Raw genomic sequence first — 23078 nt, 5'->3', positions numbered from 1 at the left:
GGGGAAATCAACCACACCGCATTACTTGGTAAATGGCAACAAATTATGCGAAAACAGCCTTTATTTTTCAATTAATTAATGACTATGTTGGGGAACTTAATGTAATAATGCAGTGCCGTATGTATAATTAAAAAGATATCGGTGCCGATTCGCAAATGAAAAAAACCGTTCAATTATCTGAACGGAATGTGTGAGTAAATGAATTTAAATTCCTGTTTTTATCCCAAAACCGATTAAAATTAAGCCAGTTGATTTTTGGAATGCTTTCTGGAATTTGGAATTGTTCATCCATTTTTTTGCGTAATCAATTAGATAAACAAGAAATAGAAACCACAGTACAGCGAGCAAGGTTAAGATGAAGGCTAATATAATCAATTGCTGGTTTACATTTCCGTTCAAATTGATAAATTGTGGCATGATTGTTATATAAACTAAAACGGTCTTTGGATTAAGAATATTATTAAGTAATGCTTGCATGAAGGAATCCTTATTGTGCCGGTTTGAATACTTAACAGGTGTATTTGCTTGTGCTTGAATTTCTTTTAAGGAAAAAACGCTTTTAGAAAAAAAACTTTTTATCCCTAAATAAATTAAATAGGCGGCTCCCAAATATTTGATTGTACTGAAAAGAATCACAGACTTTGCAATGACAACAGATAGTCCAAGAATGGCTATAAGCGTCCAAAAAGAAAGTCCCGTTGCCATTCCGAGAACGGTATGACGTCCCGCTTTCGGACCATGGCTAAGCGTGTTTTTCACTAAGAGCATTGTATCTGCTCCCGGTATAATAACCATCATTGCCACTATTGATATGTATGTAAGTAAGCTGTCCAAACTAATTCCCCCTCCCACTTTCATAGTGGTTACTAAAGTAACTACTTAGTAAGTATATTAGATGAAAATGGAAAACGTCAACAGATTTTGCTAAAATATTAGTTACAAAGGTAGCGACTACGGTTGTGTTGGAGGGTTTATGAAAGAAACCATTTTAGAAACATTAAAAAATCTGAATTTCACCGAATATGAAGCGAAAGCATATCTTGCCTTATTGGAAGAATCGCCATTAACAGGCTATGCAGTAGCAAAAAACTCCGGTGTACCACGTTCAAGAATATATGAAATTCTGGATAGTCTCGCCATACGCGGAGATATTCTGGTCAGTCCTGGAAACACACCACAGTATACTCCTGTTCCTGCAAAGGAGCTAATAAAAAACCGTCGGATGAAAGCGGAAGAGAATTTTGAACTGGCAGAAAAATCATTAGCGGAGTTCGAACGGTCTGCAAATGATCGTGAAAATATCTGGAATATCATGGGGCGTAATGAAATACTCGATAAGGTCAAAGCTTGTATATTATCTGCTAAAAAAAGAATACTCTTAGAGATTTGGGAAGACGAATTCGAAGAATTAGAACCTGAACTAAGACAGGCCGCAAATGGTGGAGTCAATGTAACAATTATTGCCTATGGGGAAATCGTCTGTGATTTTGCAAATGTTTACCTCCATTATATGGGTTATGAAATTACAGAAGAGTATGGTGGACGATGGCTTGTTATCAGTGGCGATGATTCTGAAGTAGTCGCAGGTATAGTCTCTCTTGGTAAAGATAGCCGTGCAGCATGGACCATGCATGTAGGTTTAGTGATGCCCATTACAGAAGTCATGATTCATGATTTGTATCTCATGGAAATCATGGGGAAACATAGGGAACTTTTAGAAGAAAGTTTTGGTGTAAACCTCGTCAATTTACGTAAAAAATTTTCTATTCATCCAGATAATAAAAAACATTACGTGGACTAGATTTGTACATGTTCAATAATAAAAGCATTTTCAAAGTGGCATGAATCCAGGCAGGATTTATGCCTTATAAAGTTGAAGTTGATAGGCGCAGGTAAATTGAAGACAGACAAAGCATCTCGTCCCGGAACCCGGGTGATTGACGATACGGCAGATAAATTTAACTATATTAAAATATGGAAAAGGGTATAATGAAGAAGGAATAAGCCATTTTGGTAATGGGATTATCATATCGGATTACATGTTTGATATCCGGATCACTAAGACAGAAGGAGAAATGATTCATTTGAATAACAAGGAAACAAAGGGTACCGAGTTACCTGCCAACTATGAGGAATTAAAAAAATCTGCCAATCGCAAATCTAATTGGAGAGAACGTTTAGATGCAATCGAAGAATTAGGTCAATCAAAAAATAAACAAGTAATCGACATTCTCACACATATCATGAATAATGATTCTGTATATAAAGTTCAAGAGGCAGCCTACCGTCAATTGAAAAGTTTAGGCGAAAATGTGCAAATGCCAGCAAGGAAAAAGGGCGAGTTGATCAAAGGTTTGACCAAAATCTTAGTGCGGATCAAGAAGAGTTTACCTGAAAATCACACATATCACGAATTCAAAGACAAACTCCAGAAAATGAGAATGGATATATATGATACATATGAGGGAGAAAAAGGAGCAGACTTTGATAAATGGCTTGAAAATACGTGGTCAGCTTTATCGAAAAGATAAAATAGAAAAATAAGTAATATGGATACAGGAGCAAAATTTTTGCTCCTTTTTCTTATATGTAAAACAAAGTTTTAGCTATAGTATGCTAATATATTTAAAAGAGGAAGTATTTGGCTGTTGCTTTAATTTTGAAAACCAATACCTACATGCGAATTCAGGGGAGAAAAGATGACAGATTATATTGAACTTTGGAAACAGGCAATGACAGATCATACTGGGAAGATACCTAACAGGCTAAAAGATGATGCTGCAGAAGAAGCTTTTTGGGCTTCCAAGGTTGCAGCGAAAAAACAACATAAAGTGGAACCTTATGCAAAAATTGTGCAGCAAGAGTTATTGGCATTATTAAAACAGGATGATCATGTATTGGAAATCGGCCCTGGATGGGGCAATTATACATTTGATATTGCAAAAGAAGTCAGGAAGCTAACTTGTATAGATAGTTCCAAAAGCATTATCAGTTTTTTGGAATCCCACGCAAACGAAAAAGGTTTCGAAAACATGGAGTTAATTCATGATAAGTGGGAAAGTGATAACAAAAAAGTCAAATATGATGTAGTATTTGGTTTTAATTGTTATTACCGAATGAGTGAAATCGGTCATACCTTATTAAAAATGAATGATTCTGCAGCTCGTTTAGCGATAGTAGGTATGACAACCGGACCAGAAAAACCTCATTATATGGAATTGAAGCAACGAGGATATACGATTAATTTAAGAAGACGGGATTACATACACATCTTGAATGTTTTGTATCAACTTGGAATACTGGCTGACTGTAAGATCGTTAAATTAAAAAGTAAAAAAATCTATTCAACCTATGAAGAAGTAATCCGAGATAATACAACAAAAATTCTTGATGAACATTTTTCCCATGATGAAGTAAAAACGATCCTAAATAAATATGTGGTGGAAAAAGAAGGAGTTTACGAATATGAATATCCGTTTCATGCAGCTTTGATGTATTGGAATCCAAGTTAAATTAACAATTTTAGTACCTTTTTCACTGGCCCTTCAGGAAAAAGGTATTTTTTCGGTTGGATATTCGCAAAATAATAGTAACAAGGCTACAAATACAATGAAAAAACGGAGTGAGAATGATAAATGAAAGAAATATCCGAAAAGAGATTTTGTGAAACTTGTAAAAAAGAGACAGTTCATACAGTAACTGAAGATGCATTGGAAATAGAATATTCATGTAATGAGTGCGGTAAGCACCAAGATATTTTCAAGACATTTTTTTAGAAAAATTTGAACCAATTTTAATTTCGTAATCGGAATTTTGTTGCAAGGTAGCAAGGTAAGTAGTTCGAACATGGTCATCTTTCCTTGGTATTTGGAAATGGCCTCCCCCTAAGGGAATCACTCTCATCGAAATTTTTTGCATCCCCCTTATTTAGAGCGGAACGAAATCAGCTGAATAATTAAAAGCCTGTCAAAACAAGTGGCCCCCCATCTAATACAATAGTGTCATTCCCGTTTTACGCCATGTATCTACCGAAAACGAACTGCTTTAAAAAAGCCCCTTCATCCGCACCCGCCTTGTTCCACCATAAAGTCGACAATCAACATAAAATTGTAAGTACTGCAGCTAAGACTTCATCATTCCCACCCATAGTTAACCAAACGAATAATTACAGTCGAACGGATTTCAAAAAATATTATCCTAGCATATAAAAAAACACAAACTTTATTTTAAATTTTCAGAAAATATTGAATTCTCTTTAATTTGTTTGTATAATTGAGCCGACAGTCGACAGTATTCTGAAAACGGGGGGTGCTTCATGGGTCTTATGAATAACGCATTATCTAAATCAATAGCGGAACATATCACAGAACAAATCATAACCGGTGTACTTAAACCAGGAGAAAAATTGGTGGAACTTATTTATGCAGAAGAATACGGAACGAGCAGAGCACCGGTTCGCGAGGCAATTTATTTGCTTGCAAAAGAAGGATTAGTAGAAAGAATTCCGCGTAAGGGCGCCATCGTAAAAGAATATACGGAAAATGAAATTTACGATTTGCTTGAAATTCGAAATATGTTGGAAAATATGGCGATGGAACGTATTAAAAAGCATGGAATAGACCAAATACTTCTTAAAGAAATGAAACAGCATCTTTCAGAAATGAAGAAAATAGAAGATATTCACTCCTATACCCAATTGAATCATTCCTTTCATACATGTCTTATCAAAATGAGTAAAAGTGAAACCATCAAAAACATGTACTCCCAACTTGGCTGGCCTTTGTTGAGAATTCAAAGCCTATCTTTTTCAAACGGGAACAACATTGAAAAATCTATTTCTGAGCATGAAATTATTTTCGAATTGTTGTTCGACCAAAACATGAATGAATTAACAGCAGTTTTACAAAAACACAATCTTGATGTGATTTCCAGCATTCAAAAAATGCTTAAATAGTCGTTCATGACATGAACGGAGGTGGAGTGTTGAAGGTTGCTTTTTTGTTTCCCGGTCAGGGTTCCCAGAAGCCAGGACTATTAAATGAACTGCCGGGCGACAACGCAGTCAAACAAGTGCTGGAAGCAGCAAGTGAAACACTGAATGAAAACGTATATAACCACCACTCAAAAGAATCACTATGCTCGACCAAGTCAGTACAGATTTCCCTTTTTACTGCTGGTATCGCAGGATTTAAAGCACTTGAAGCGGAAGGAATCATGCCAAATTTTGTCGCCGGACATTCAGTGGGCGGATTTAGTGCTGCAGTGGCTGCGGGCGTCATTGATTTTAAGGATGCTATAAATACCGTCAAGCTTCGGGCTGAACTAATGGAACGGGCATATCCTCAAGGATATGGCATGGGGGTTGTCATAGGCATGGCAGCAGATACACTACAATCACTTGTAAGCCAATATTTTGATGAAGAATTCCCAGTGTTTATGTCGAACAAAAATGCACCAGATCAAATAACTCTATCGGGAGCTTTGTCCGGTATAAACAGGATATTGAATGTAGCCAAAGAGAACGGGGCCCGCTGTGCTTCTTTGCTGAATGTCAGCACGCCATCCCACTGTCCACTTCTCTCATCTGTTTCACAAGAGCTCGGTGAAGCGCTTGACGATATTCCATTTCATCGTCCTTTGATTCCGTATGTAAGCAATCGGGGGGCACGGCTCCTGTTTAATCCGGGAGATATTCGACTGGACTTAGCTGAAAGCATCTCATCCCCTGTCCAGTGGCATGATGCTTCTACCGTTTTATACGAAAACGGAACAAGATTATTCATTGAAATGCCGCCAGGAAATGTATTGTCGCGTTTAGCAGCAAAAGGATTTCCGGATGCCAGAGTCATGTCAATATCCGAAAATGGCTATGATGATTGTCTGTATATAGCAAAGCGAGAAAAATCAAATGAATAAAGGAGGGCTGCCATGATGAAATCCGCGGGACAGGTAGTAAATCTAAATAGATCATGGACGAAACGCCTTGAAGAAAAGATAAAGCGTATGGACAGTGTGAAGGATCTCGTAAACGGGATGTTAATCCCTAATGATCGAATTGTGGACGTGATGGAAAAGGTTATTAGGCCTTATGATCGTGTAGTTCTTGAGGGAAATAATCAAAAGCAGGCCTCTTTTCTTTCAAAAGCGCTGGCACAGAGTGATCCAAAAAAATTGTTTGATTTGCATATGATAATGTCCAGTATTTCAAGACCGGAGCACTTGGATTTATTTGAATATGGCATTGCAAAAAAAATCGATTTTGCTTATGCTGGTCCGCAAAGTCTTCGCATGGCTCAAATGCTTGAAGATGGAAAGCTAACCATGGGAGAAATACACACATACATCGAACTTTATGGACGCCTTTTCATAGACCTGATTCCTTCAGTCGCACTGGTTGCTGCGGACAAGGCAGACCGACATGGGAATCTTTACACTGGCCCAAATACAGAAGAGACACCTACCATCATTGAAGCAGCCGCATTTCGTGATGGTATTGTCATCGTTCAGGTAAATGAACTGATTGATGAACTGCCACGTGTCGATATTCCCGCTTCTTGGATCGATTATATCGTTGTGGCAGATGAACCATATGAACTTGAACCCTTATTTACACGTGATCCCAGGCATATTACAGATATTCAGATATTACAGGCGATGATGGTCATTCGTGGTATTTATGAGAAACACGAAGTCCTATCGTTGAATCATGGTATCGGGTATAACACGGCAGCGATTGAACTGCTGCTTCCCACTTATGGAGAATCACTTGGATTAAGAGGGAAGATATGCAAACACTGGGCATTGAATCCCCATCCGACACTCATTCCCGCGATTGAAAGTGGCTGGATTGACAGCGTTCATTGTTTTGGCGGTGAAGTCGGTATGGAGAAGTATGTGGCGTCCCGCCGTGATATTTTTTTTACCGGACGCGATGGCACTTTGCGTTCGAACCGAACATTATCGCAGATGGCAGGGCAATATGCGGTCGATTTATTTATTGGGTCGACCCTGCAAATGGACAAGGATGGAAATTCTTCTACTGTAACCCGGGGAAGACTGGCCGGTTACGGCGGTGCGCCAAATATGGGTCATGACCCAGGGGGACGGCGACACTCAACTCCAGCGTGGTTAAATATGATGACGGCCGATGATCCGCTAGCTCGTGGAAAGAAATTGGTTGTTCAAGTTGTTGAGACCTTCCAAGCCGGTAATAAACCTATATTCGTAGAATCATTGGATGCTATAAAAGTCAAAGAAGATACAAGTCTCGCTATAGCACCCGTCATGATTTATGGGGATGATGTTACACACGTCGTTACCGAAGAAGGCATCGCTTATTTATACAAAGCGGACAGCATGGAAAAACGCAGAGAAGCGATTGCAGCAGTCGCAGGGGTAACTCCTGTTGGTCTAACACATGATCCGAAGAGAACTGATAGCCTGCGGCGTGAAGGATTGATCGCACTTCCAGAAGATTTGAACATCCGCCGGTCAGATGCAAAACGGTCTTTGCTGGCGGCTAAAAGTATAGAGGAAATCGTTCAGTGGTCGGATGGGTTATACGAACCGCCGGCAAAGTTTATTAGCTGGTAACCGGGAGGCGCAAAAATGAGTCATGCAAAAGAGACATTCAGCCGCAACGCAGCTGATTCAGCAGTTCATTCTTTAATAGAAGAAGTCGAACTGACACCGAAACCGGGCCTTGTTGATAGGGTCAATAACGGCGCCCACCTAGATTTGTCTATCGAACTCATGCGAAAATCCGCACGATCATTAAAGGAAACATTTGAACAAATTGCATTGATTAGCTACGGCAACAGTCCCTCACTTTCTTTAAGAGAAGAAATTGCGGCAATAGGCCGTAATGGAGAAAATAGAATGTTCGAAACTACCGGTGGCGTTAACACACATAAGGGCGCCATTTGGGCGATTGGTCTGCTGGTTGCAGCTGCAGCGATGGGAAAAGGCTGTTATGCAATAAAAGAAATTGTTTCACTGGCCGGTGAGACGGCCCGTTATCCAGATCGACATTGTCCTATTACCGCTACAAATGGCATGCTTGTTTCTGCAAAATACGGTGTAAATGGAGCAAGAGCAGAAGCGGAACAGGGGTTTCCTCATATTGTGCATGTTTCCATGCCAATGTTAAAGCAAGCAAGAGCATCCGGATTTTCGGAAAATGAAGCCCAACTATATTCACTGTTAGCCTTGATTGCTTCTTTGGATGATACATGCATTTTACATCGAGGCGGTCCTGAAGCACTTATATTCGCTAAAAGGCAAGCAGTTTCGGTGTTAACGAGTGGAAGTCTTGAAATGCTTAAAGCACTTGATGAAGAGTTTACGAGACTTAATATATCTCCAGGGGGCAGTGCGGACATGCTCGCTGCTACGCTTTTTTTGGATAAAATCCAAAGACATATAATCGGTGATGTAGTTCAAAAAGAAGTCGGGTCTATACATTAAGGGGGTACTTCATTTGGAAAGTTTCAAATACACATTTCCTGCAACACGAAAAATTGTCAATAAGGCGCACGTTGGCGTTGTTGGATCGGGTGATTTGGAAGTGATGATAGAGCCGTGCGAAGAATCACAGACCGTGGTGACCATCCGGACGGGAATCACCGGTTATAAAGACACATGGGAAGCAATAATTCAACGATTTTTCACACAGCATGATGTCGCTGCAAAAGTTACAATTAATGACTTTGGCGCAACACCTGGTGTTGTGACGATTCGCCTTGCACAAGCGCTGGAGGTGAGCTTTCTTGATTCAAACAAAAAGTAGTTTTGTAGAATGCAGTGGACGGGAAAGAGCGATGAATCTACTGGATGATGGAACATACAAAGAGCTTCTTGGTCCTTTTGATGGGCTGGAATCGCCTCACTTGGAACCTCAAGGAATCGTTCCGCAAAGTGACGATGGCGTCATTGTGGCTAAAGGTACAATTAATGGGGAACGGGCAGTCGTGATATCCATGGAGGGAAATTTTCAAGGCGGAGGTATCGGCGAAGTATCTGGTGCAAAAATCGCCGGTTCACTCGAAATGGCCTTAATAGATTGTGAAGCCGGAATAAAGACGATACCAATCATACTGTTTGATACAGGGGGAGTGAGGCTGCAGGAAGCCAATTATGGATTACTTTCCATTGCCGAAATTGGTTCAGCCATTGTGGCGCTTCGCCGCCATGTTCCTGTCATTGCTGTTATTCCAGGGAAAATCGGTGCATTTGGCGGTATGTCGATAACAGCCGGCCTTTGCAGTGCCATCATTATGACCAGAGAAGGCCGGTTGGGATTAAACGGACCTGAAGTGATTGAGCAGGAAGCCGGTATTCGCGAGTTTGATTCAAAAGACCGGCCACTGATTTGGGGTACACTTGGCGGAGAACAGCGAAGTTCGGCCGGTTTTGCGGATATATTAATTGAAGACGATACGGAGGCCGTAAAAACAGCCGTCTTTTCAATATTAAACGGTCACGTATCCTTTGAACCAAGATCAGAACAAATTAAGAGGTATGAGTCGTTTTTAAATGCAGCGAAACCGTTACAGCGGATAACGCCACAAAAAGTACGTAAGCTCTGGAATCAGTCTCGATATGATGTTATGCAAAAACAAAATGTTTCAAAAGGTGAAAAATATAATGGACGGGGACAGACCTGGTTTGATTTATTGAGTAATGGGATTCCTGAAATAGGCGATATTCCCTCCGTTCGAGTTGCTGATGCTTACTTGGGCAAGACGAAGGTGCGTTATATTGCTGTAGTACCCGATCCAAAGGGTCGCTTTCCAAGGGCAAGAAATGGGGAAGTAGGTTTACAGGAGGGTTGGTCAATTGCCAAGCATGTTAGGGAAGCGATTGAAGAAGATCGAAATGGTGAAAAACGCGCAATCGTGGCCATCGTCGATGTTCCGAGTCAGGCCTACGGTTATCACGAAGAACTGTTAGGCGTTCATCAGGCATGTGCAGCTGCCGTTTATGCATATGTCACCGCACGTTTGGAAGGTCATCCCGTTATTTCGTTCATACCGGGCAATGCCATTTCAGGTGCCTTTTTATCACATGGTATGCAAGCCCACCGGTTAATTGCACTTCGTGATCCCGGTGTGAATGTACATGTTATGTCAAAACAATCTGCTGCCCGAATTACACAAAGAAGTATAGAAGAATTAAAAGTCGCGGCGAAAAAAGTTCCAGCGATGGCATACGATATTGTATCATTCCAACAACTTGGCGCATTGCATTCGTTAGTAGATGGAGTAAATGCGGACAGGCCGGAACACAAGGACCGCGATGTTATTCATGAAGAAATAAAGGAAGCGATTTCTGACATAAAAATGACTGGTTCAGTAGATTTAAAAGTACGATTAACCTCTCCTTTTGCTGTATCAGGTGGACGTGCGGCTTCCATTTTAGTGAGGGAGAAGCTGAATGAACAATGGAACTAAGCCCACATGACTTGTTGAGGATTAAAGGCGCAGAAGAATTAATCAGCCATACCCCTATCCCGAATTGGGTGGAAGGATCTCTGGCAATTTCGCCATTTGTGGTAATCCGCCGTTCCCGTGCAGCAAAAGGACAGGTGGCGGTAGGTGTGCGAGGGACGGAAAGGAATAAAAGATTCGCAGCATTTTTACCAATTGATTCGATTCTCAGCAGGGTTTCTCCCGAACAGCTTGCACAGGAAAAAGGATGGCAGAACCATTCAAAAAAGATTTTTCATTGTTTAGATCGGATCAGTGACCTTTTGGATGTGGCTTCGCTAACGTGGGGGCCGACTGGAAGTGTTGGATTCGAACTCGCCACTGGACAAGAAGCAGTCACAGAAAAAAGTGATATTGATATTGTCATTCGAATTTCCGAAGAATTCACCATTACTATCGCTCAGAAAATTGAAAATGGACTGAAGAAACTTCCTTTTCGGATTGATATCCAACTGGAAACGAAAGAAGGTGCTTTTTCATTAAGTGAATATGTAAAGTCAGAAGGAAAGGAGGTATTATATCGGACGATGGATGGTCCCTTTTTAAAAGAAGTCACTCTTCGTTAATAGAGGACGCCTTGATCTGAAAGTGGTAATGTTTTTCTTCATCTCATTTTGGGTTTATTCATCTATTCAAAATAAGTAAAAACGTGTATTGGCAAGGAGTGATTGAGAAACTTTCTTTTAAGTAAAAAAACTTTTTCAACCATTATTTTTCAGAATAACCGCTTTATTAAAAGGGTTTTATATAAAACAACGGTCTTATGAAATATATGATCATTACATGATGAATTGATTTTACTCGATTAGTTTTTTTGAAAGGAGGTGATTCAAAAAGCCGTACGTTTTAATAGGGGGTTTTGGTTTTATTAGATTTCAACATGACAAAGTGCAAGCAATTCGAACAACATTATATGGTTGTCATTTAAAACGATTAAATTAGAAGGAGTGTTGGACAATGAAGCTGGGCCATTTTTTAAGTATGATTCCTTTTCTCGGAATGCTTTTTTCTCTTCCATTAGTTAATCGTGTAGAACCGTTTGTACTCGGATTGCCGTTTTTCATGTTTTGGATCGTTTTATGGGTTGTTTTAACGACATTAATTATGGCCATCGTTTTTAAACTTGACCCCGCCAATCAAGAAGGTGGTGATACGGAATGAATGCCTCACTCTTTGTGCTTTTCGGTTTTCTGCTGTTCATTATTTATACCGGAATAACTGCTAGAAAAGGTAAAGATATGAACCTGGAGCAATGGGCTGTTGGTGGAAGAGGGTTTGGAACGATTCTTGTTTTCCTTCTAATGGCAGGAGAATCGTATACAACATTTACTTTTCTAGGTGCAAGCTCTTGGGCTTATGGAAAGGGTGGACCTGCCTTTTATATAATCGCATATTTAAGTCTCATTTATTGTATTTTTTATTGGCTGTATCCAAACGTTTGGAAATATGCAAAAGATCACAGACTGGTGTCTCAATCCGATTTCTTTGCTAGTAAGTATAAAAGTCCATATTTAGGGGTTATCACTGCTCTTATTGGTGTCATTTCGATGATTCCTTACATCGTGCTTCAGTTAAAAGGTTTGGGCATCATTGTCTCTGAAGCGTCTTATGGTTTCATATCCCCTACTGTCGCAACTTGGATTGGAGTAATTTCGGTTACGGTTTACGTAATGATTTCTGGAATACATGGATCCGCTAAGACGGCTATAATCAAAGATATTCTAATATTTGGGGTGGTCGTATTTATCGGAATATATATTCCCTACCATTATTATGGTGGAATAGAGTCCATGTTCAGAGAGATTCAAGCTACCAATCCAGACTTTCTCAAGCTGCCTGATTTTGGCCTCGGAATCTCATGGTTTATTTCCACTGTCGTGATGACAAGCATTGGCGGATTAATGTGGCCCCACTTATTTGTAGCAACTTATTCGGCAACTGGGCCAAAAGCTATTCGAAAAAATGCCGTAATAACTCCGCTGTATACACTTATGTTATTGTTTATCTTTTTTGTCGGTTTTGCAGCGATTAAGCAAGTCCCTGGATTACAGGGTGCGGAAACTGACCTCGCATTACTGCGTATTTCCATACAAACGTTTGATCCTTGGTTTGTTGGGGTGATTGGTGCAGCCGGCTTATTGACTGCTTTAGTTCCAGGCTCAATGCTGTTGATGACAGCATCCGTAACACTATCCAAGAACGTATATAAAGTCATTATTCCAACAGCTTCAGAAAAACAAATATCAATGCTTTCTAAAATGTTGGTCCCTGTCATTTCGCTGATTTGCGTTTACTTTACATTTAACGGTGGCAATTCCATCGTAACCCTTCTCCTTATGGCATATAGCTTTATAACGCAATTATTCCCAGCAATACTGTTTAGCTTGGCGAAAAACAATGTAGTTACGAAACAAGGTGCAGCAGCTGGAATGATAGCTGGAGTCATCACAGTGGCGTATATAACGATCACAAATGCCTCCATTGGTACTATGCTGCCGGCCCTACCACAAGTATTGAAGGATTTGAATTCGGGTATTATTGCGTTGGGCGTAAACATAATCATCATGCTGATCGTAAGCACTTTCACCAAACAACTTCCAGTATCTTCAGAAGTGAAAAATTCCCACTTAATTTAATTCCCATTGTAAGAAAAATAGTAAATGGAAAGGACTATTCTTATGATGAAAACCTGCTTAATAGGTTCCAAGATTTACACCCTGACTAGAAATCCTCAGAGATCTTCATATGTACCCAGAACTACCCTTTCAAATGCCTATTATTTGTAAAGGAGTAACCGGAACATTTTTCTGGGTTGGAGGTAAGAACCCGGATAAAAATGCTATATATCCTCACCATCATCCAAAATTTGATGTAGATGAACAGTCCATGTTAATGATTGGAAAAATGTTCATTTCCATGTTTTTAGAGAAAACCACTACTATAAATTAGGTTGTCCAGTGAAACCAAAAGGAGGAGTTCAAATGAAAACTAGCAATATGATAGACCAAAAGGCAGGACATTCACTCAGAGAGCAAAAAGTGAAAGAAAGTATAAAAAACTCATTAAGAGATTTAACTGGCTTGGTAGGAGTTTCTGGTTCAGAACAAGAAGTTGTTAAATATATGAGGGACAATTTATTACCATATGCTGATGAGGTGGATGTAGATCGCAATGGCAATGTGATTGCGATAAAAAAAGGAAATGCCCCCGGGCCAAAATTGATGATATCCAGTCATTCGGATGAGGTTGGGTTTTGCGTAAAAAATATTTTACCCAATGGGTTTATCATGTTTGATAAGGTGGGAGGAGTTTCGGATCAATTATTGTTAGGGAGGAAAGTCTGGGTTACAACAAAAAAATTGCCTGGAATAATCGGGATCAAAGCTGGACACATGCAAACTCCCGAGGAAAGTAAGCGCGTTAAAACAACACGTGAATGTTACATAGATGTAGGGGCTTCCTCGAGAATGGAGGTTGAGGACCTGGGAATTAAAGTGGGGGATCCCATTGTATTCCAAAGTGATTTTATGGAAATGGTAAATAAAGATCTTGTATGTACAAAATCAGTGGATAATCGAATTCATTGTGCAATTTTAATAGAGTTATTTAAAGAATTACAAGGCGTTGAATTTGCCGGAACATTGTATGGTGTTGTAACTGTTCAAGAAGAGGTGGGACTACTAGGGGCCATTATGGTAGGAAATGCGATTGAACCTGATTATGCAATCGTCCTAGATACAATCCCAGCTGGTGATACACCTGATATCGATACGGAAATATCACTTCCCGTCTACCTAGGAAAAGGACCAGCTTGCCCTATTGCGGATGGGGTAAGAGGTACAATGGTATTCAACCACATCCACCCTAAAGTGAGAGAAATCATTGAAGAACAGGCAGCTAAAGCAAATGTATCCTTACAGATGATTACATTGGTCGGGGACGCCTATACAACTGATGCAGCCAGCTTGACTTCAGCGAATAAAGGGATACCGGTAGGAGTTCTTTCAACGCCGCGCAGATATTCCCACTCCCCGGTGGAATTAGTCAATCTCAATGATGCCGAAGGGGTATTGAAGATTGCAAAAGGAATCGTATTGGACAATGGAGGGAAAGATTTAGGTTTTATTTAACAGATTATTGTGTATAAAAAGAGTTAAGTTTCTTAAACTTTTCACTTTAGAAAATAACTAAAGGTTAGAAGGTGTTTTCCGCTTTCCAATGGCAAAAGAATATACCATACCGCCAATTACTTATCAATGATGGGAAAACTCAAATAAAAAGACAGCACTCTGGTTGTGAGTGTTGTCTTTTTTGTTACTAATTATTGTGTTTAAATTCTATTACTCATGGCTTATACACCGTCTAGATGTCTTACGCCATGTGGCGGTGCAATTATGTATCATTTTGAAATTTTCTGATTTTCATTTCAATGATATGCAATATGTGATATATTGCATATTATATATCTGTATTTAAAGGAGGTATAGCCGTTGAAGCAATCAAATTCTTCACAAAAAATTAAACGTACGTCTGTACGTGAAGAAGCATACATGATATTGCAGGATTGGATTGTCCAAGGGATCCTGACGCCAGGCCAAAAATTACGCGACAAAGAATTAGCCGAACAATTGGGAGTAAGCAGAACCCCTATTAGAGAAGCACTTTTAAGGCTTGAGGATGAGGGATTTGTCGAGACCAAGCCGAGCCGTTCAACCATTGTTTCCCCTATTTCATTCGAAGGGGTATTAAACATATATTCCCTTGTTTGGACACTGGAAAAGCTGGCTATGGAACAGGCTTTTGATTTCATTGAAGAAAGACACTTAATGGAGATGGAAGCCATCAATCATGAAGTGAAAAACGCAATCGACGAGAGAAATCAAATAGTTGCTGTCCAGAAGGATGATGACTTTCATTCCATTTACATCAATCTTTCTACAAATGATGAGTTGAAGCGGATTCTATCGGGACTCAAACAAAAACTTATACGAATGGAACTGTTTTATTTCAATCAGGTAAATGATGTTCACTTTTCCGTTGATGAGCATGATCAGATCATACAGACAATTAGGGGTGGGAACCTCACTATGGTGCTTAAGCAGATAGAAAAGAATTGGAAAGAGAGTTACTTTAGAATTCAAGCCCATACGGAACGTGTAATAAGTGGGGAAGAAAAGCATGAATAATGATACTTTAGTTGCTATATCACCTTCAAGAAATAAAGGGATTGCACTTGTACTGACTGGCGCTGCGTTATGGGGAGTGTCAGGAACGGCAGCTCAATATCTATTTCAGCAGCAAGGTTTCAGTCCTGAGTGGCTTACTGTTGTACGCTTGTTGCTTTCTGGAATCATCTTATTGGGGGTCGCTTATAAGAATGAACGACTGAAAGTATTTGAGATTTGGAAAACTAAAAATGATGCGCTTCAAATTATCCTTTTTGCCATTCTGGGAATGCTCGCTGTTCAATACACATATTTTGCAGCAATTAAACATGGCAACGCAGCCACTGCCACTGTCCTTCAATACTTGGCCCCGGCACTGATCACTTGTTATTTAGCCATTCGTTCCAAACGTTTTCCAAGCATTACGGTAAGCGTAGCTGTGATCATAGCGATTTTAGGCACTTTTTTGCTAGTAACGGGAGGAAGCATACGTACACTCTCCATTTCCGGGTGGGCAGTATTTTGGGGAGTAACATCAGCCTTTGCCTTGGCATTCTATACATTGCAGCCTTTTAAACTCCTTTCAAGATGGGGTTCAATGATTGTTGTGGGTTGGGGCATGTTGATTGGGGGCATATGCTTTAGCGTGATCCATCCCCCATGGGCATTTGAAGGCAAATGGACGTTATCTTCATTTTCAGCGGTTTTATTCATCATCATTTTCGGTACGATCATTGCTTTTTATTTTTATTTGGAAAGTACGAAATTCATCTCTGCTTCAGAGGTAAGTTTATTGGCTTCCGTTGAACCGTTATCCGCAACCTTAATATCCGTTTTCTGGTTGAATGTAACGTTCGGTTTTGCAGAGTGGCTCGGCACACTCTGCATTATAAGCACCATTACGATACTATCCATCGTAAAAAACAAGTAATGTCATTGGTAAACCGGGCAAAACCCTGCTGTAGTTATTTTTACTTGGCGATAAAAACCCATAGTCTACCCTGTAAGGGGAAGCTTAATTAGCATGAGTCATATTCATACACTTCTTTAAAAAAGCAATTACACTACATGTGAATTGCTTTTTTTGTTCTTACGGGTTTTACTCATACATTGAGCCATTCAAAAGTCGTTAATTAGACTGCTCAACATATATACAGCAACACTAATAGCCTATGTATTTCAACTAATAAAGGAGAAATGGCATGGAAATCGAAATATAAATACGAGTATGGCCGCAATTTTTCAATGAAGTGAAATCATGAATTAATTCAATGAATACAGAATGGGCTTATTAAATAGCAATTGATCTTAAGACTAAAATAGATCACAGCCTGTTCGATTCCAATCAGGCTGTGATCTATTTTATTAACCTGCGTCTTTATTCTATCTGTTATTGGAATGTTCCCAGTGAGAAAACTTTTATCGATTAAGGCTGTTGTCGAGATGGTCTTACAATAAACTCATTAACGGTAACATCTTCAGGTTGATTCAAAGCAAACAGAATCGTTTCCGCTATACGGGCAGGACTAATCGCAAAAGCATCATATAATTCTTCGAATGGACCTTTCAAGTCTGTATCAGTAATAGTTTGCGTTAATTCTGTTGCGATAGCTCCTGGAGAAACAATCGACACCCGAATATTACTTCCAGCCACAGCTTCCTCTTGACGTAACGTTTCACTAATCATATTTACCGCTGCTTTCGTTGCGCTATAAACAGCTCCACCAACATTGATTCCATGCGCTGCAATAGAGGAAATGTTAATGATGTGCCCTGCACTTTGTTTACGCATTTGTGGTAAGGCTGTAGCGATTCCGTTCAAGACACCTTTAATATTCACATCAATCATTTGATTCCATTCATCGGTGTGTAATTTATCCAGGGTCGATTGCGGCATTACGCCAGCATTATTCATCCAAGCATCAATACGTCCAAATGTATTCAAAGCCAGTTTTCCGAGGGCTTGAACATCTTCTAATGAAGTAACATCCGTCACTGCGTAAATACAATTTTGGCCGATACTTTCCTTAAGTTCTTTTAATCTATCATCGCGACGTGCCCCTAAAACAACTTTTGCACCATTTGCGGCTAACAATTTTGCAGTTGCTTCCCCAATACCACTAGATGCACCAGTAATTACAACAACTTTGCCTTCAATATTTGCCATTTTCTCATCCTCCAAATAAAAAATTTTATAATTGTTGATAATATTCTTCAGTCACGGGTTCTAACCAAATAGTTTCGCCCGGAGTTAAAGCTAGGTGGACAAACCAACTGTCTTTCACAGCACCATGCCAATGTTTGACATCTGCAGGGATATTTACAACATCCCCAGCCTTTAGAAGTTGTCCTGGTTTACCTTCTTCCTGATACCACCCTTCACCGGCAGTCACTAACAGGATTTGCCCTGCTGCATGTGTGTGCCAGTTATTGCGGGCACCAGGCTCGAATGTTACATTTCCGATTGGTGCATTCAAAGCTGAATCAGTTAAAAGCATTTCCAAGTATGCTGTTCCAAAGAAGTATTCATTTTCAATCGGTTCGCCAATTGGAAAAATTGCGTTTTTTTCAATAGATGCTATTTTTGTCATTGTTAGATCATCCTCCTAGTCTTGTACCACATGATTGCCCATTTTTGATACGATGTTCATTCTTTTCATTTACTTCAATTTCCTTTTTTCTTTTGATTAACGAAAGTATCAAATAAATCCTTATCCTGATGTTCGTTTAATAATTTCTGGTATTTTGAAATTTTATGATTCATCAGTTCAAGATTCTCTTCGTAAATCTTCAGTTGTGCTGCAACTTCGTCTCGATGCTTTACCAAGATTTCCATCAATTCTTGTGCATGTTTGTCACCATTTTCATCTTTACGCATTAAGGTATACTTCTTAATATCAACAAGGGCCATTCCTGTATTTTTCATATGGAGGATGAACTCGAGCCATTCTCTATCCTCTTCAGAATAAATACGATTCTTTCCTTTACGCAGCGGTACTACTAAACCTTCTTTTTCATAATAACGAAGCGTATGTTCACTAACACCCAATAGTTTGGAGAGTTCTCCAATTCGATACATGATTGATCACCTCCGTCATTACTCATACCACTTTACAACTTAGAGTCAACTCTAGGTCAAGCATTAAATTTATTGTTTACATCAGAGGAGGCAGCTAATGCAAAAAAGCACAAAAGATAACTGTTTACCCTTTGCAACGGATGACAAAGCTTCAAAGAAGGAAAAATCACCACAGAAAATTGAAAGATCTGGGTGGCTAGAAATGCTTAAGAAACCACCAAGATTAATTAAGATAGGGCAGGGGGAGAGGATAGTAATTTTAAAATACATATTTATATGTGCGAAACGTTATGTGAACCAAGTATGAACTTCTGCTTGTCGGTACAATGCTATGGAAGTTGCACAGCCAGAAGGAAAAAGTAATTCGATGATCAATCATACTGGAAATAGTTCACTCTCTTTCCATGGAAAAGGGGTAAGTTGTTCACATGGGGATGATGGCAAAGTGTGCAATGAAAAATATTCAATCTCTTAAACAAAGTAGAAATACAAAAAGAGCAACTCAGATTAAAGTTGCCCTTTCTATTTACTATTTATCTTACCTCTGTCTCATCTAAAAAAGAATGGGTGGAATGTAATTGAGATTGAGAAGGGTTACCGTATATCTATATAATGTTGCAGAACCTTTGACGGGAAGAATTTGAGGGGCAATGGTCGTAAGGATACGATAATGGCAGGGGGCATAGTTAAATTCCGTTGTGCTTGCTTTAAACAGTTGTACATCGCTTTACCGCCAACTGAATTGGCAGAGTGAATAGTAATCCGATTAGCAAATAGTTTTTCTTTCACCATCTTTTGAACAAGCATAGAACCATTCCTTGTTTTATTTAATAAATCATGGTCCAAAGAGAGATGTTCAATATCAAAGTTCTGCAATAGCTCTAAACATTCGTCAATAGTCTCGACTAACACATAGCCATCGGGTGCTTTCCGATAGTCATCCAAAAAAACGCTGATTTTTTCCATTTCCTTCACTCCTTTGCTTATGCCAAGTGTGACTAAGAAAAGTCAATTAAACCCAAGAAATTATGGTATTATCTATTAAGTCTAACACAACAAGGTAAGAAGGGGACATATTCGACGTTTAATACTACTATACGACAGCCTTTTTAGATCGTCGTGCTACTTCAACTAACGGACCTTTACTATAAAGAAGGAACTGTTACTGAGCAATCCCTTGTGAAATATAGTGCAAAACATCCACTTATAAGTTAATGATTGTAATAATTTGGGTAAAAGGTAATATCTTGACTAAAAGGAGAAGTGATATGTTACATCCAGACGAGATTTACCTTATACTAAGGGACAAAACGCTGCTGTTGGAGTTAAAGGAGCAAATTAATGACTATCATATTTCCTACTTATCGATGATTGATGAACAGCTTTCATTGATTGATAATGCTCTAAAAGTATGTAACATTGATTCCTTCACTATGTAAAAAGGATAAAACCAACATTTACTTATATAAGGGATCAATTTTTTAACTATAATTAAGCAGCTTAGCGCCCTCTGAGAAAGGCGCTTTTTTTATTGGGCAAAGTAGTGTCAATTAATAGGCCAAGCTTAAAAAATCACTTAGTTGATAATTCCAGAGGTTCAATTCCATAATCTGGTTAGTTGTATTGCAAGCGGAACTTTATTTTTCACCTACAGCATTGTGAGGCTGGTCTTTTTCATTTGGATAAGCAGCAATTTTGGGATCTTCTCCAATGCTTTCAAGTGTAGCCGCCGCCATCTGCTCTCTAATGCGAATGATATGGGCATTCATTAGTTGCTTGGCTTTGTCCGCGTCCTTTAATGCGATGGAATGGTAGATTTCTTTATGTTCTTGAAGCGTTTCTTGGAAATGACCTGGATTTGCGAAACGATGCCGTCTGGTGGCACGAATCGTATTTTTCATTTGGTCACTTAGAGTATGAACCAATCCAGCAAATATGGAATTATTGGTGGCTTGTGCAATACTATGGTGAAAAAGCAGATCTGCTCGCAAGCCTAATTCTTCATCATGTTCCGAACGTGCCATTTCTTCTAGAGCTTTAAGGATATTTTGTAAATCAAGAGAGTTTGCTCTTTGTGCAGCAAGAAAAGCACACTCCGTTTCAATTACTCGACGGACTTCAAGCATTTCATAGACCATGTTGTCCTCAGCCTTGATGATTGAGGTGGATAGCTGTTCGATCAGTGATTGAACATCAGATTGTCTGATAAATGTTCCATCTCCTGGTCTAATCTCGATTACTCCGTTAATCTCCAATACTCGAAGGGCTTCCCTGATTGATGTTCGACTCACTTTAAAACGGTTGGATAACTCGCGTTCAGGGGGTAACTTATCTCCAGGTTTCAATTCGCCGCTAATAAAAGATTCCTTAATTTGATTGAAGATGATTTCGTACACTTTGGGAGATTTAACTGGTATTGAATCCATTATTCTCTTCATCCTTCCATGACAACCCTAACAACATGCTGGTACGACTATTAGTGAAATCATTCTAACAAGCATTCATTTATGAAGCAAGGGGATAATCCGCAATATTAAAATTAAAATAAATAACTGTTGAAAAAATCTGTTATTTTAATTGGTTAGACCAATATTGTAAAAATATAATGGTCTAGATTCAGTCAAATTACGTTCACATGGTTATTGAAGGTCATTTGGGTTTTTGTTATAAGGATGGAAAATCAACTATAAATATTGATAATAAAGCATTTTTTTATGGTGAAAAGTATAAAATGGATAATTGTTGAAAAAGTCAAAAAATTTAGTATAATGAAAATTGGTTAGACCAATTATCCGATAAATGGAAGCAATATCATCTTAAGCTATTAAGGAGGGGGAAACCATCTCTTGATACTACAGTTGAAGAATTGAAAAAGAAACTAAATCTTGGTATATGTACGACCAAAGTTTTAGATATGACAAAGACGGATGTTATAGCAGAAAGAAGGAGAATAGAATGGAAATGGCTAGTGTAAATTTAATCAACGATTTAAAGCAAATCCTTCCTGAAAGTCAAGTAACGGAAAACCAGACAGTAAGAGAATTGCATGGTAGAGATGAATCCTATCATGCTGTAAGTCTTCCTGATATTGTTGTATTTCCGAAAACAGCACAGCAAGTCAGTGAAATTGTGAAATTGGCAAAAAAGCACAAAATTCCGATGGTTCCTTTTGGGTTGGGAACAAGCCTCGAGGGACATGTCATACCGTACAACCATGGCATAACTATTGATTTTTCACTAATGAATAAAATCCTGGAAGTGCGTGAAAACGATTTTCTGGTAAAAGTTCAGCCTGGTGTAACGCGTTCGCAACTAAACAAAGAATTGAAAAAATACGGTTTGTTTTTTTCCGTTGACCCGGGAGCTGATGCTACTCTTGGCGGAATGGCGGCAACAAATGCCAGTGGAACGACATCAGTTAAATATGGTGTGATGCGTGATCAAGTCCGTGATCTTGAAGTGGTACTTGCAGATGGTTCGATTATACATACTGGCAATTTGGCCGCTAAATCGTCATCAGGCTACCATCTAAACGGCCTATTTGTTGGATCAGAGGGAACGCTTGGCTGCTTTACGGAATTGACGTTAAGAGTATATGGAATTCCTGAGCACGTTATGGCGGCAAGAGCATCATTTCCGACATTGACCCATGCAGTGGAAGCTGTTGTATCCATTTTACAGTCAGGTGTTCCAATAGCAAGGGTGGAACTTGTCGATGAACCCTCAATGAAGCAGGTTAACCTTTATAGTGAGACAAGCTATAACGAAGCGCCTACACTATTTGTAGAGTTTCATGGCAATGAAGCCGGGTTGAAGCAAGACATAGAGTTCTCTAAGGAAATAGTAGCTGAACATAATTGTCTCGATATTGAATTTGAAACAGATAATGCTGCCAGGAACCGCCTATGGGAAGCTCGCCATAATCTTGCCTATGCTTATATTCATGGCAATCCTGGAAAAAAACTGATGGTGACTGATGTCTGCCTTCCGATTTCAGAGCTGTCCGGTGCCATTCACCATGCAAGGGAAGCTATTGATTTCCTGGGCCTTACCGGTGGGATCGTCGGCCATGTAGGCGACGGGAACTATCACGTACTTTTAATGATTGATAACAATAATCAAGAAGAGATTAAAAGAGCTGAACAGCTAAATGAACAAATTGTCCTGTATGCCCTAGAACGTAAGGGAACATGCACTGGCGAACATGGTGTTGGGGTCGGTAAACAAAAATATCAGGAAAAAGAACATGGGAACTCACTGTTTGTGATGGAAAAAATCAAATTAGCCCTTGATCCAGATAATTTATTAAATCCAAATAAAATATTAATGCTAGAAAGAGTGTGATGG

Annotated in this window: 24 protein-coding genes and 1 pseudogene; 19 read left to right on the top strand and 6 right to left on the bottom strand. The window is 39.3% G+C overall.

Annotation, left to right across the window (positions count from 1 at the left end; translation table 11 throughout):
- Positions 1-204: 204 nt before the first annotated feature.
- Positions 205-834 carry a homoserine/threonine efflux transporter gene (locus J7I96_RS16265; RefSeq protein ID WP_214922796.1) on the bottom strand — a complete coding sequence of 210 codons (630 nt, stop codon included), beginning with the start codon at positions 832-834 and terminating at the stop codon, positions 205-207.
- Between the two features lie 139 nt (positions 835-973).
- Between J7I96_RS16265 and J7I96_RS16260 the strand changes: the two genes are divergently transcribed.
- The 16 genes and pseudogenes from J7I96_RS16260 (at position 974) to J7I96_RS16190 (ending at position 16583) form a co-directional block, all read left to right on the top strand.
- Positions 974-1801 carry a TrmB family transcriptional regulator gene (locus tag J7I96_RS16260; RefSeq protein WP_214768271.1) on the top strand — a complete coding sequence of 276 codons (828 nt, stop codon included), beginning with the start codon at positions 974-976 and terminating at the stop codon, positions 1799-1801.
- Between the two features lie 274 nt (positions 1802-2075).
- Positions 2076-2531: a HEAT repeat domain-containing protein gene (locus J7I96_RS16255; protein WP_214768407.1), complete on the top strand. Its 456-nt coding sequence runs from the start codon at positions 2076-2078 to the stop codon at positions 2529-2531.
- A 168-nt stretch (positions 2532-2699) separates the two neighbouring features.
- Entirely contained in the window at positions 2700-3512 is an 813-nt protein-coding gene (locus J7I96_RS16250) for a methyltransferase domain-containing protein (RefSeq protein ID WP_214768270.1), read from the top strand.
- An 803-nt stretch (positions 3513-4315) separates the two neighbouring features.
- Positions 4316-4954: a GntR family transcriptional regulator gene (locus J7I96_RS16245; protein ID WP_214768269.1), complete on the top strand. Its 639-nt coding sequence runs from the start codon at positions 4316-4318 to the stop codon at positions 4952-4954.
- A gap of 29 nt (positions 4955-4983) precedes the next feature.
- Positions 4984-5916: an ACP S-malonyltransferase gene (locus tag J7I96_RS16240; RefSeq protein WP_214768268.1), complete on the top strand. Its 933-nt coding sequence runs from the start codon at positions 4984-4986 to the stop codon at positions 5914-5916.
- A 15-nt stretch (positions 5917-5931) separates the two neighbouring features.
- Positions 5932-7593, top strand: a complete 1662-nt coding sequence (mdcA, locus tag J7I96_RS16235; protein WP_214922842.1) for a malonate decarboxylase subunit alpha — start codon at positions 5932-5934, stop codon at positions 7591-7593.
- A gap of 15 nt (positions 7594-7608) precedes the next feature.
- A complete protein-coding gene (locus tag J7I96_RS16230) occupies positions 7609-8466 on the top strand; it encodes a triphosphoribosyl-dephospho-CoA synthase (RefSeq protein ID WP_214768267.1) in 858 nt (285 codons plus the stop codon).
- A 13-nt stretch (positions 8467-8479) separates the two neighbouring features.
- Positions 8480-8788, top strand: coding sequence for a malonate decarboxylase subunit delta (locus J7I96_RS16225; protein ID WP_214768266.1), 309 nt, complete (start codon positions 8480-8482; stop codon positions 8786-8788).
- The gene (locus J7I96_RS16220) at positions 8769-10451 is read left to right on the top strand and encodes a biotin-independent malonate decarboxylase subunit beta (protein ID WP_214768265.1); all 1683 of its coding nucleotides are present in this window, start codon (positions 8769-8771) and stop codon (positions 10449-10451) included. Before J7I96_RS16225 ends, J7I96_RS16220 begins: the two co-directional genes overlap by 20 nt.
- Positions 10442-11053 carry a malonate decarboxylase holo-ACP synthase gene (locus J7I96_RS16215; RefSeq protein ID WP_214768264.1) on the top strand — a complete coding sequence of 204 codons (612 nt, stop codon included), beginning with the start codon at positions 10442-10444 and terminating at the stop codon, positions 11051-11053. The genes J7I96_RS16220 and J7I96_RS16215 overlap by 10 nt, the downstream gene beginning before the upstream one ends.
- Before the next feature lie 391 nt (positions 11054-11444).
- Entirely contained in the window at positions 11445-11648 is a 204-nt protein-coding gene (locus tag J7I96_RS16210) for a DUF3311 domain-containing protein (protein WP_214768263.1), read from the top strand.
- Positions 11645-13123, top strand: coding sequence for a sodium:solute symporter family protein (locus J7I96_RS16205; protein WP_214768262.1), 1479 nt, complete (start codon positions 11645-11647; stop codon positions 13121-13123). The genes J7I96_RS16210 and J7I96_RS16205 overlap by 4 nt, the downstream gene beginning before the upstream one ends.
- Positions 13124-13286: 163 nt before the next feature.
- Positions 13287-13436 (top strand): annotated as a pseudogene (locus tag J7I96_RS28060) (amidohydrolase); the annotation flags it as partial.
- A gap of 32 nt (positions 13437-13468) precedes the next feature.
- Positions 13469-14617: a M42 family metallopeptidase gene (locus J7I96_RS16200; RefSeq protein WP_251025050.1), complete on the top strand. Its 1149-nt coding sequence runs from the start codon at positions 13469-13471 to the stop codon at positions 14615-14617.
- A gap of 360 nt (positions 14618-14977) precedes the next feature.
- The gene (locus J7I96_RS16195; RefSeq protein WP_214768261.1) at positions 14978-15673 is read left to right on the top strand and encodes a GntR family transcriptional regulator; all 696 of its coding nucleotides are present in this window, start codon (positions 14978-14980) and stop codon (positions 15671-15673) included.
- The gene (locus tag J7I96_RS16190) at positions 15666-16583 is read left to right on the top strand and encodes a DMT family transporter (RefSeq protein ID WP_214768260.1); all 918 of its coding nucleotides are present in this window, start codon (positions 15666-15668) and stop codon (positions 16581-16583) included. The genes J7I96_RS16195 and J7I96_RS16190 overlap by 8 nt, the downstream gene beginning before the upstream one ends.
- Before the next feature lie 495 nt (positions 16584-17078).
- On the opposite strand, the gene J7I96_RS16185 is transcribed toward J7I96_RS16190, so the two are convergent.
- The 3 genes from J7I96_RS16185 to J7I96_RS16175 form a co-directional block, all read right to left on the bottom strand.
- The gene (locus J7I96_RS16185; RefSeq protein ID WP_214768259.1) at positions 17079-17819 is read right to left on the bottom strand and encodes an SDR family oxidoreductase; all 741 of its coding nucleotides are present in this window, start codon (positions 17817-17819) and stop codon (positions 17079-17081) included.
- A 25-nt stretch (positions 17820-17844) separates the two neighbouring features.
- Positions 17845-18234: a cupin domain-containing protein gene (locus J7I96_RS16180; RefSeq protein ID WP_311315172.1), complete on the bottom strand. Its 390-nt coding sequence runs from the start codon at positions 18232-18234 to the stop codon at positions 17845-17847.
- An 83-nt stretch (positions 18235-18317) separates the two neighbouring features.
- Complete coding sequence (locus J7I96_RS16175; RefSeq protein ID WP_214768257.1) at positions 18318-18731, bottom strand: MerR family transcriptional regulator; 414 nt, start codon at positions 18729-18731, stop codon at positions 18318-18320.
- A gap of 97 nt (positions 18732-18828) precedes the next feature.
- Between J7I96_RS16175 and J7I96_RS16170 the strand changes: the two genes are divergently transcribed.
- Positions 18829-19038, top strand: a complete 210-nt coding sequence (locus tag J7I96_RS16170) for a hypothetical protein (RefSeq protein WP_214768256.1) — start codon at positions 18829-18831, stop codon at positions 19036-19038.
- 287 nt (positions 19039-19325) lie between these two features.
- On the opposite strand, the gene J7I96_RS16165 is transcribed toward J7I96_RS16170, so the two are convergent.
- Positions 19326-19697 carry a cyclic-phosphate processing receiver domain-containing protein gene (locus J7I96_RS16165; RefSeq protein ID WP_214768255.1) on the bottom strand — a complete coding sequence of 124 codons (372 nt, stop codon included), beginning with the start codon at positions 19695-19697 and terminating at the stop codon, positions 19326-19328.
- 302 nt (positions 19698-19999) lie between these two features.
- On the opposite strand from J7I96_RS16165, the gene J7I96_RS16160 reads away from it, so the two are divergent.
- Positions 20000-20170: a hypothetical protein gene (locus J7I96_RS16160; RefSeq protein ID WP_214768254.1), complete on the top strand. Its 171-nt coding sequence runs from the start codon at positions 20000-20002 to the stop codon at positions 20168-20170.
- 198 nt (positions 20171-20368) lie between these two features.
- On the opposite strand, the gene J7I96_RS16155 is transcribed toward J7I96_RS16160, so the two are convergent.
- A complete protein-coding gene (locus J7I96_RS16155) occupies positions 20369-21157 on the bottom strand; it encodes a FadR/GntR family transcriptional regulator (protein ID WP_214768253.1) in 789 nt (262 codons plus the stop codon).
- A 529-nt stretch (positions 21158-21686) separates the two neighbouring features.
- Between J7I96_RS16155 and J7I96_RS16150 the strand changes: the two genes are divergently transcribed.
- On the top strand, positions 21687-23075 hold the full coding sequence (locus tag J7I96_RS16150) for an FAD-binding oxidoreductase (protein ID WP_214768252.1): 1389 nt from the start codon (positions 21687-21689) through the stop codon (positions 23073-23075).
- Positions 23076-23078: the final 3 nt, after the last annotated feature.

This window comes from Bacillus sp. ISL-78, assembly GCF_018613455.1.
In the GTDB taxonomy this organism is placed as follows: domain Bacteria; phylum Bacillota; class Bacilli; order Bacillales; family DSM-1321; genus Peribacillus; species Peribacillus frigoritolerans.
This window is presented reverse-complemented; position numbering and strand designations above follow the sequence as displayed.

Coding starts and splice junctions, on each gene's coding strand:
- J7I96_RS16260 (WP_214768271.1), top strand. CDS start 974: ATGAAAGAAACCATTTTAGAAACATTAAAAAATCTGAATTTCACCGAA.
- J7I96_RS16255 (WP_214768407.1), top strand. CDS start 2,076: ATGATTCATTTGAATAACAAGGAAACAAAGGGTACCGAGTTACCTGCC.
- J7I96_RS16250 (WP_214768270.1), top strand. CDS start 2,700: ATGACAGATTATATTGAACTTTGGAAACAGGCAATGACAGATCATACT.
- J7I96_RS16245 (WP_214768269.1), top strand. CDS start 4,316: ATGGGTCTTATGAATAACGCATTATCTAAATCAATAGCGGAACATATC.
- mdcA (WP_214922842.1), top strand. CDS start 5,932: ATGAAATCCGCGGGACAGGTAGTAAATCTAAATAGATCATGGACGAAA.
- J7I96_RS16230 (WP_214768267.1), top strand. CDS start 7,609: ATGAGTCATGCAAAAGAGACATTCAGCCGCAACGCAGCTGATTCAGCA.
- J7I96_RS16215 (WP_214768264.1), top strand. CDS start 10,442: ATGGAACTAAGCCCACATGACTTGTTGAGGATTAAAGGCGCAGAAGAA.
- J7I96_RS16210 (WP_214768263.1), top strand. CDS start 11,445: ATGAAGCTGGGCCATTTTTTAAGTATGATTCCTTTTCTCGGAATGCTT.
- J7I96_RS16205 (WP_214768262.1), top strand. CDS start 11,645: ATGAATGCCTCACTCTTTGTGCTTTTCGGTTTTCTGCTGTTCATTATT.
- J7I96_RS16200 (WP_251025050.1), top strand. CDS start 13,469: ATGAAAACTAGCAATATGATAGACCAAAAGGCAGGACATTCACTCAGA.
- J7I96_RS16190 (WP_214768260.1), top strand. CDS start 15,666: ATGAATAATGATACTTTAGTTGCTATATCACCTTCAAGAAATAAAGGG.
- J7I96_RS16185 (WP_214768259.1), bottom strand. CDS start 17,819: ATGGCAAATATTGAAGGCAAAGTTGTTGTAATTACTGGTGCATCTAGT.
- J7I96_RS16175 (WP_214768257.1), bottom strand. CDS start 18,731: ATGTATCGAATTGGAGAACTCTCCAAACTATTGGGTGTTAGTGAACAT.
- J7I96_RS16170 (WP_214768256.1), top strand. CDS start 18,829: ATGCAAAAAAGCACAAAAGATAACTGTTTACCCTTTGCAACGGATGAC.
- J7I96_RS16165 (WP_214768255.1), bottom strand. CDS start 19,697: ATGGAAAAAATCAGCGTTTTTTTGGATGACTATCGGAAAGCACCCGAT.
- J7I96_RS16160 (WP_214768254.1), top strand. CDS start 20,000: ATGTTACATCCAGACGAGATTTACCTTATACTAAGGGACAAAACGCTG.
- J7I96_RS16155 (WP_214768253.1), bottom strand. CDS start 21,157: ATGGATTCAATACCAGTTAAATCTCCCAAAGTGTACGAAATCATCTTC.
- J7I96_RS16150 (WP_214768252.1), top strand. CDS start 21,687: ATGGAAATGGCTAGTGTAAATTTAATCAACGATTTAAAGCAAATCCTT.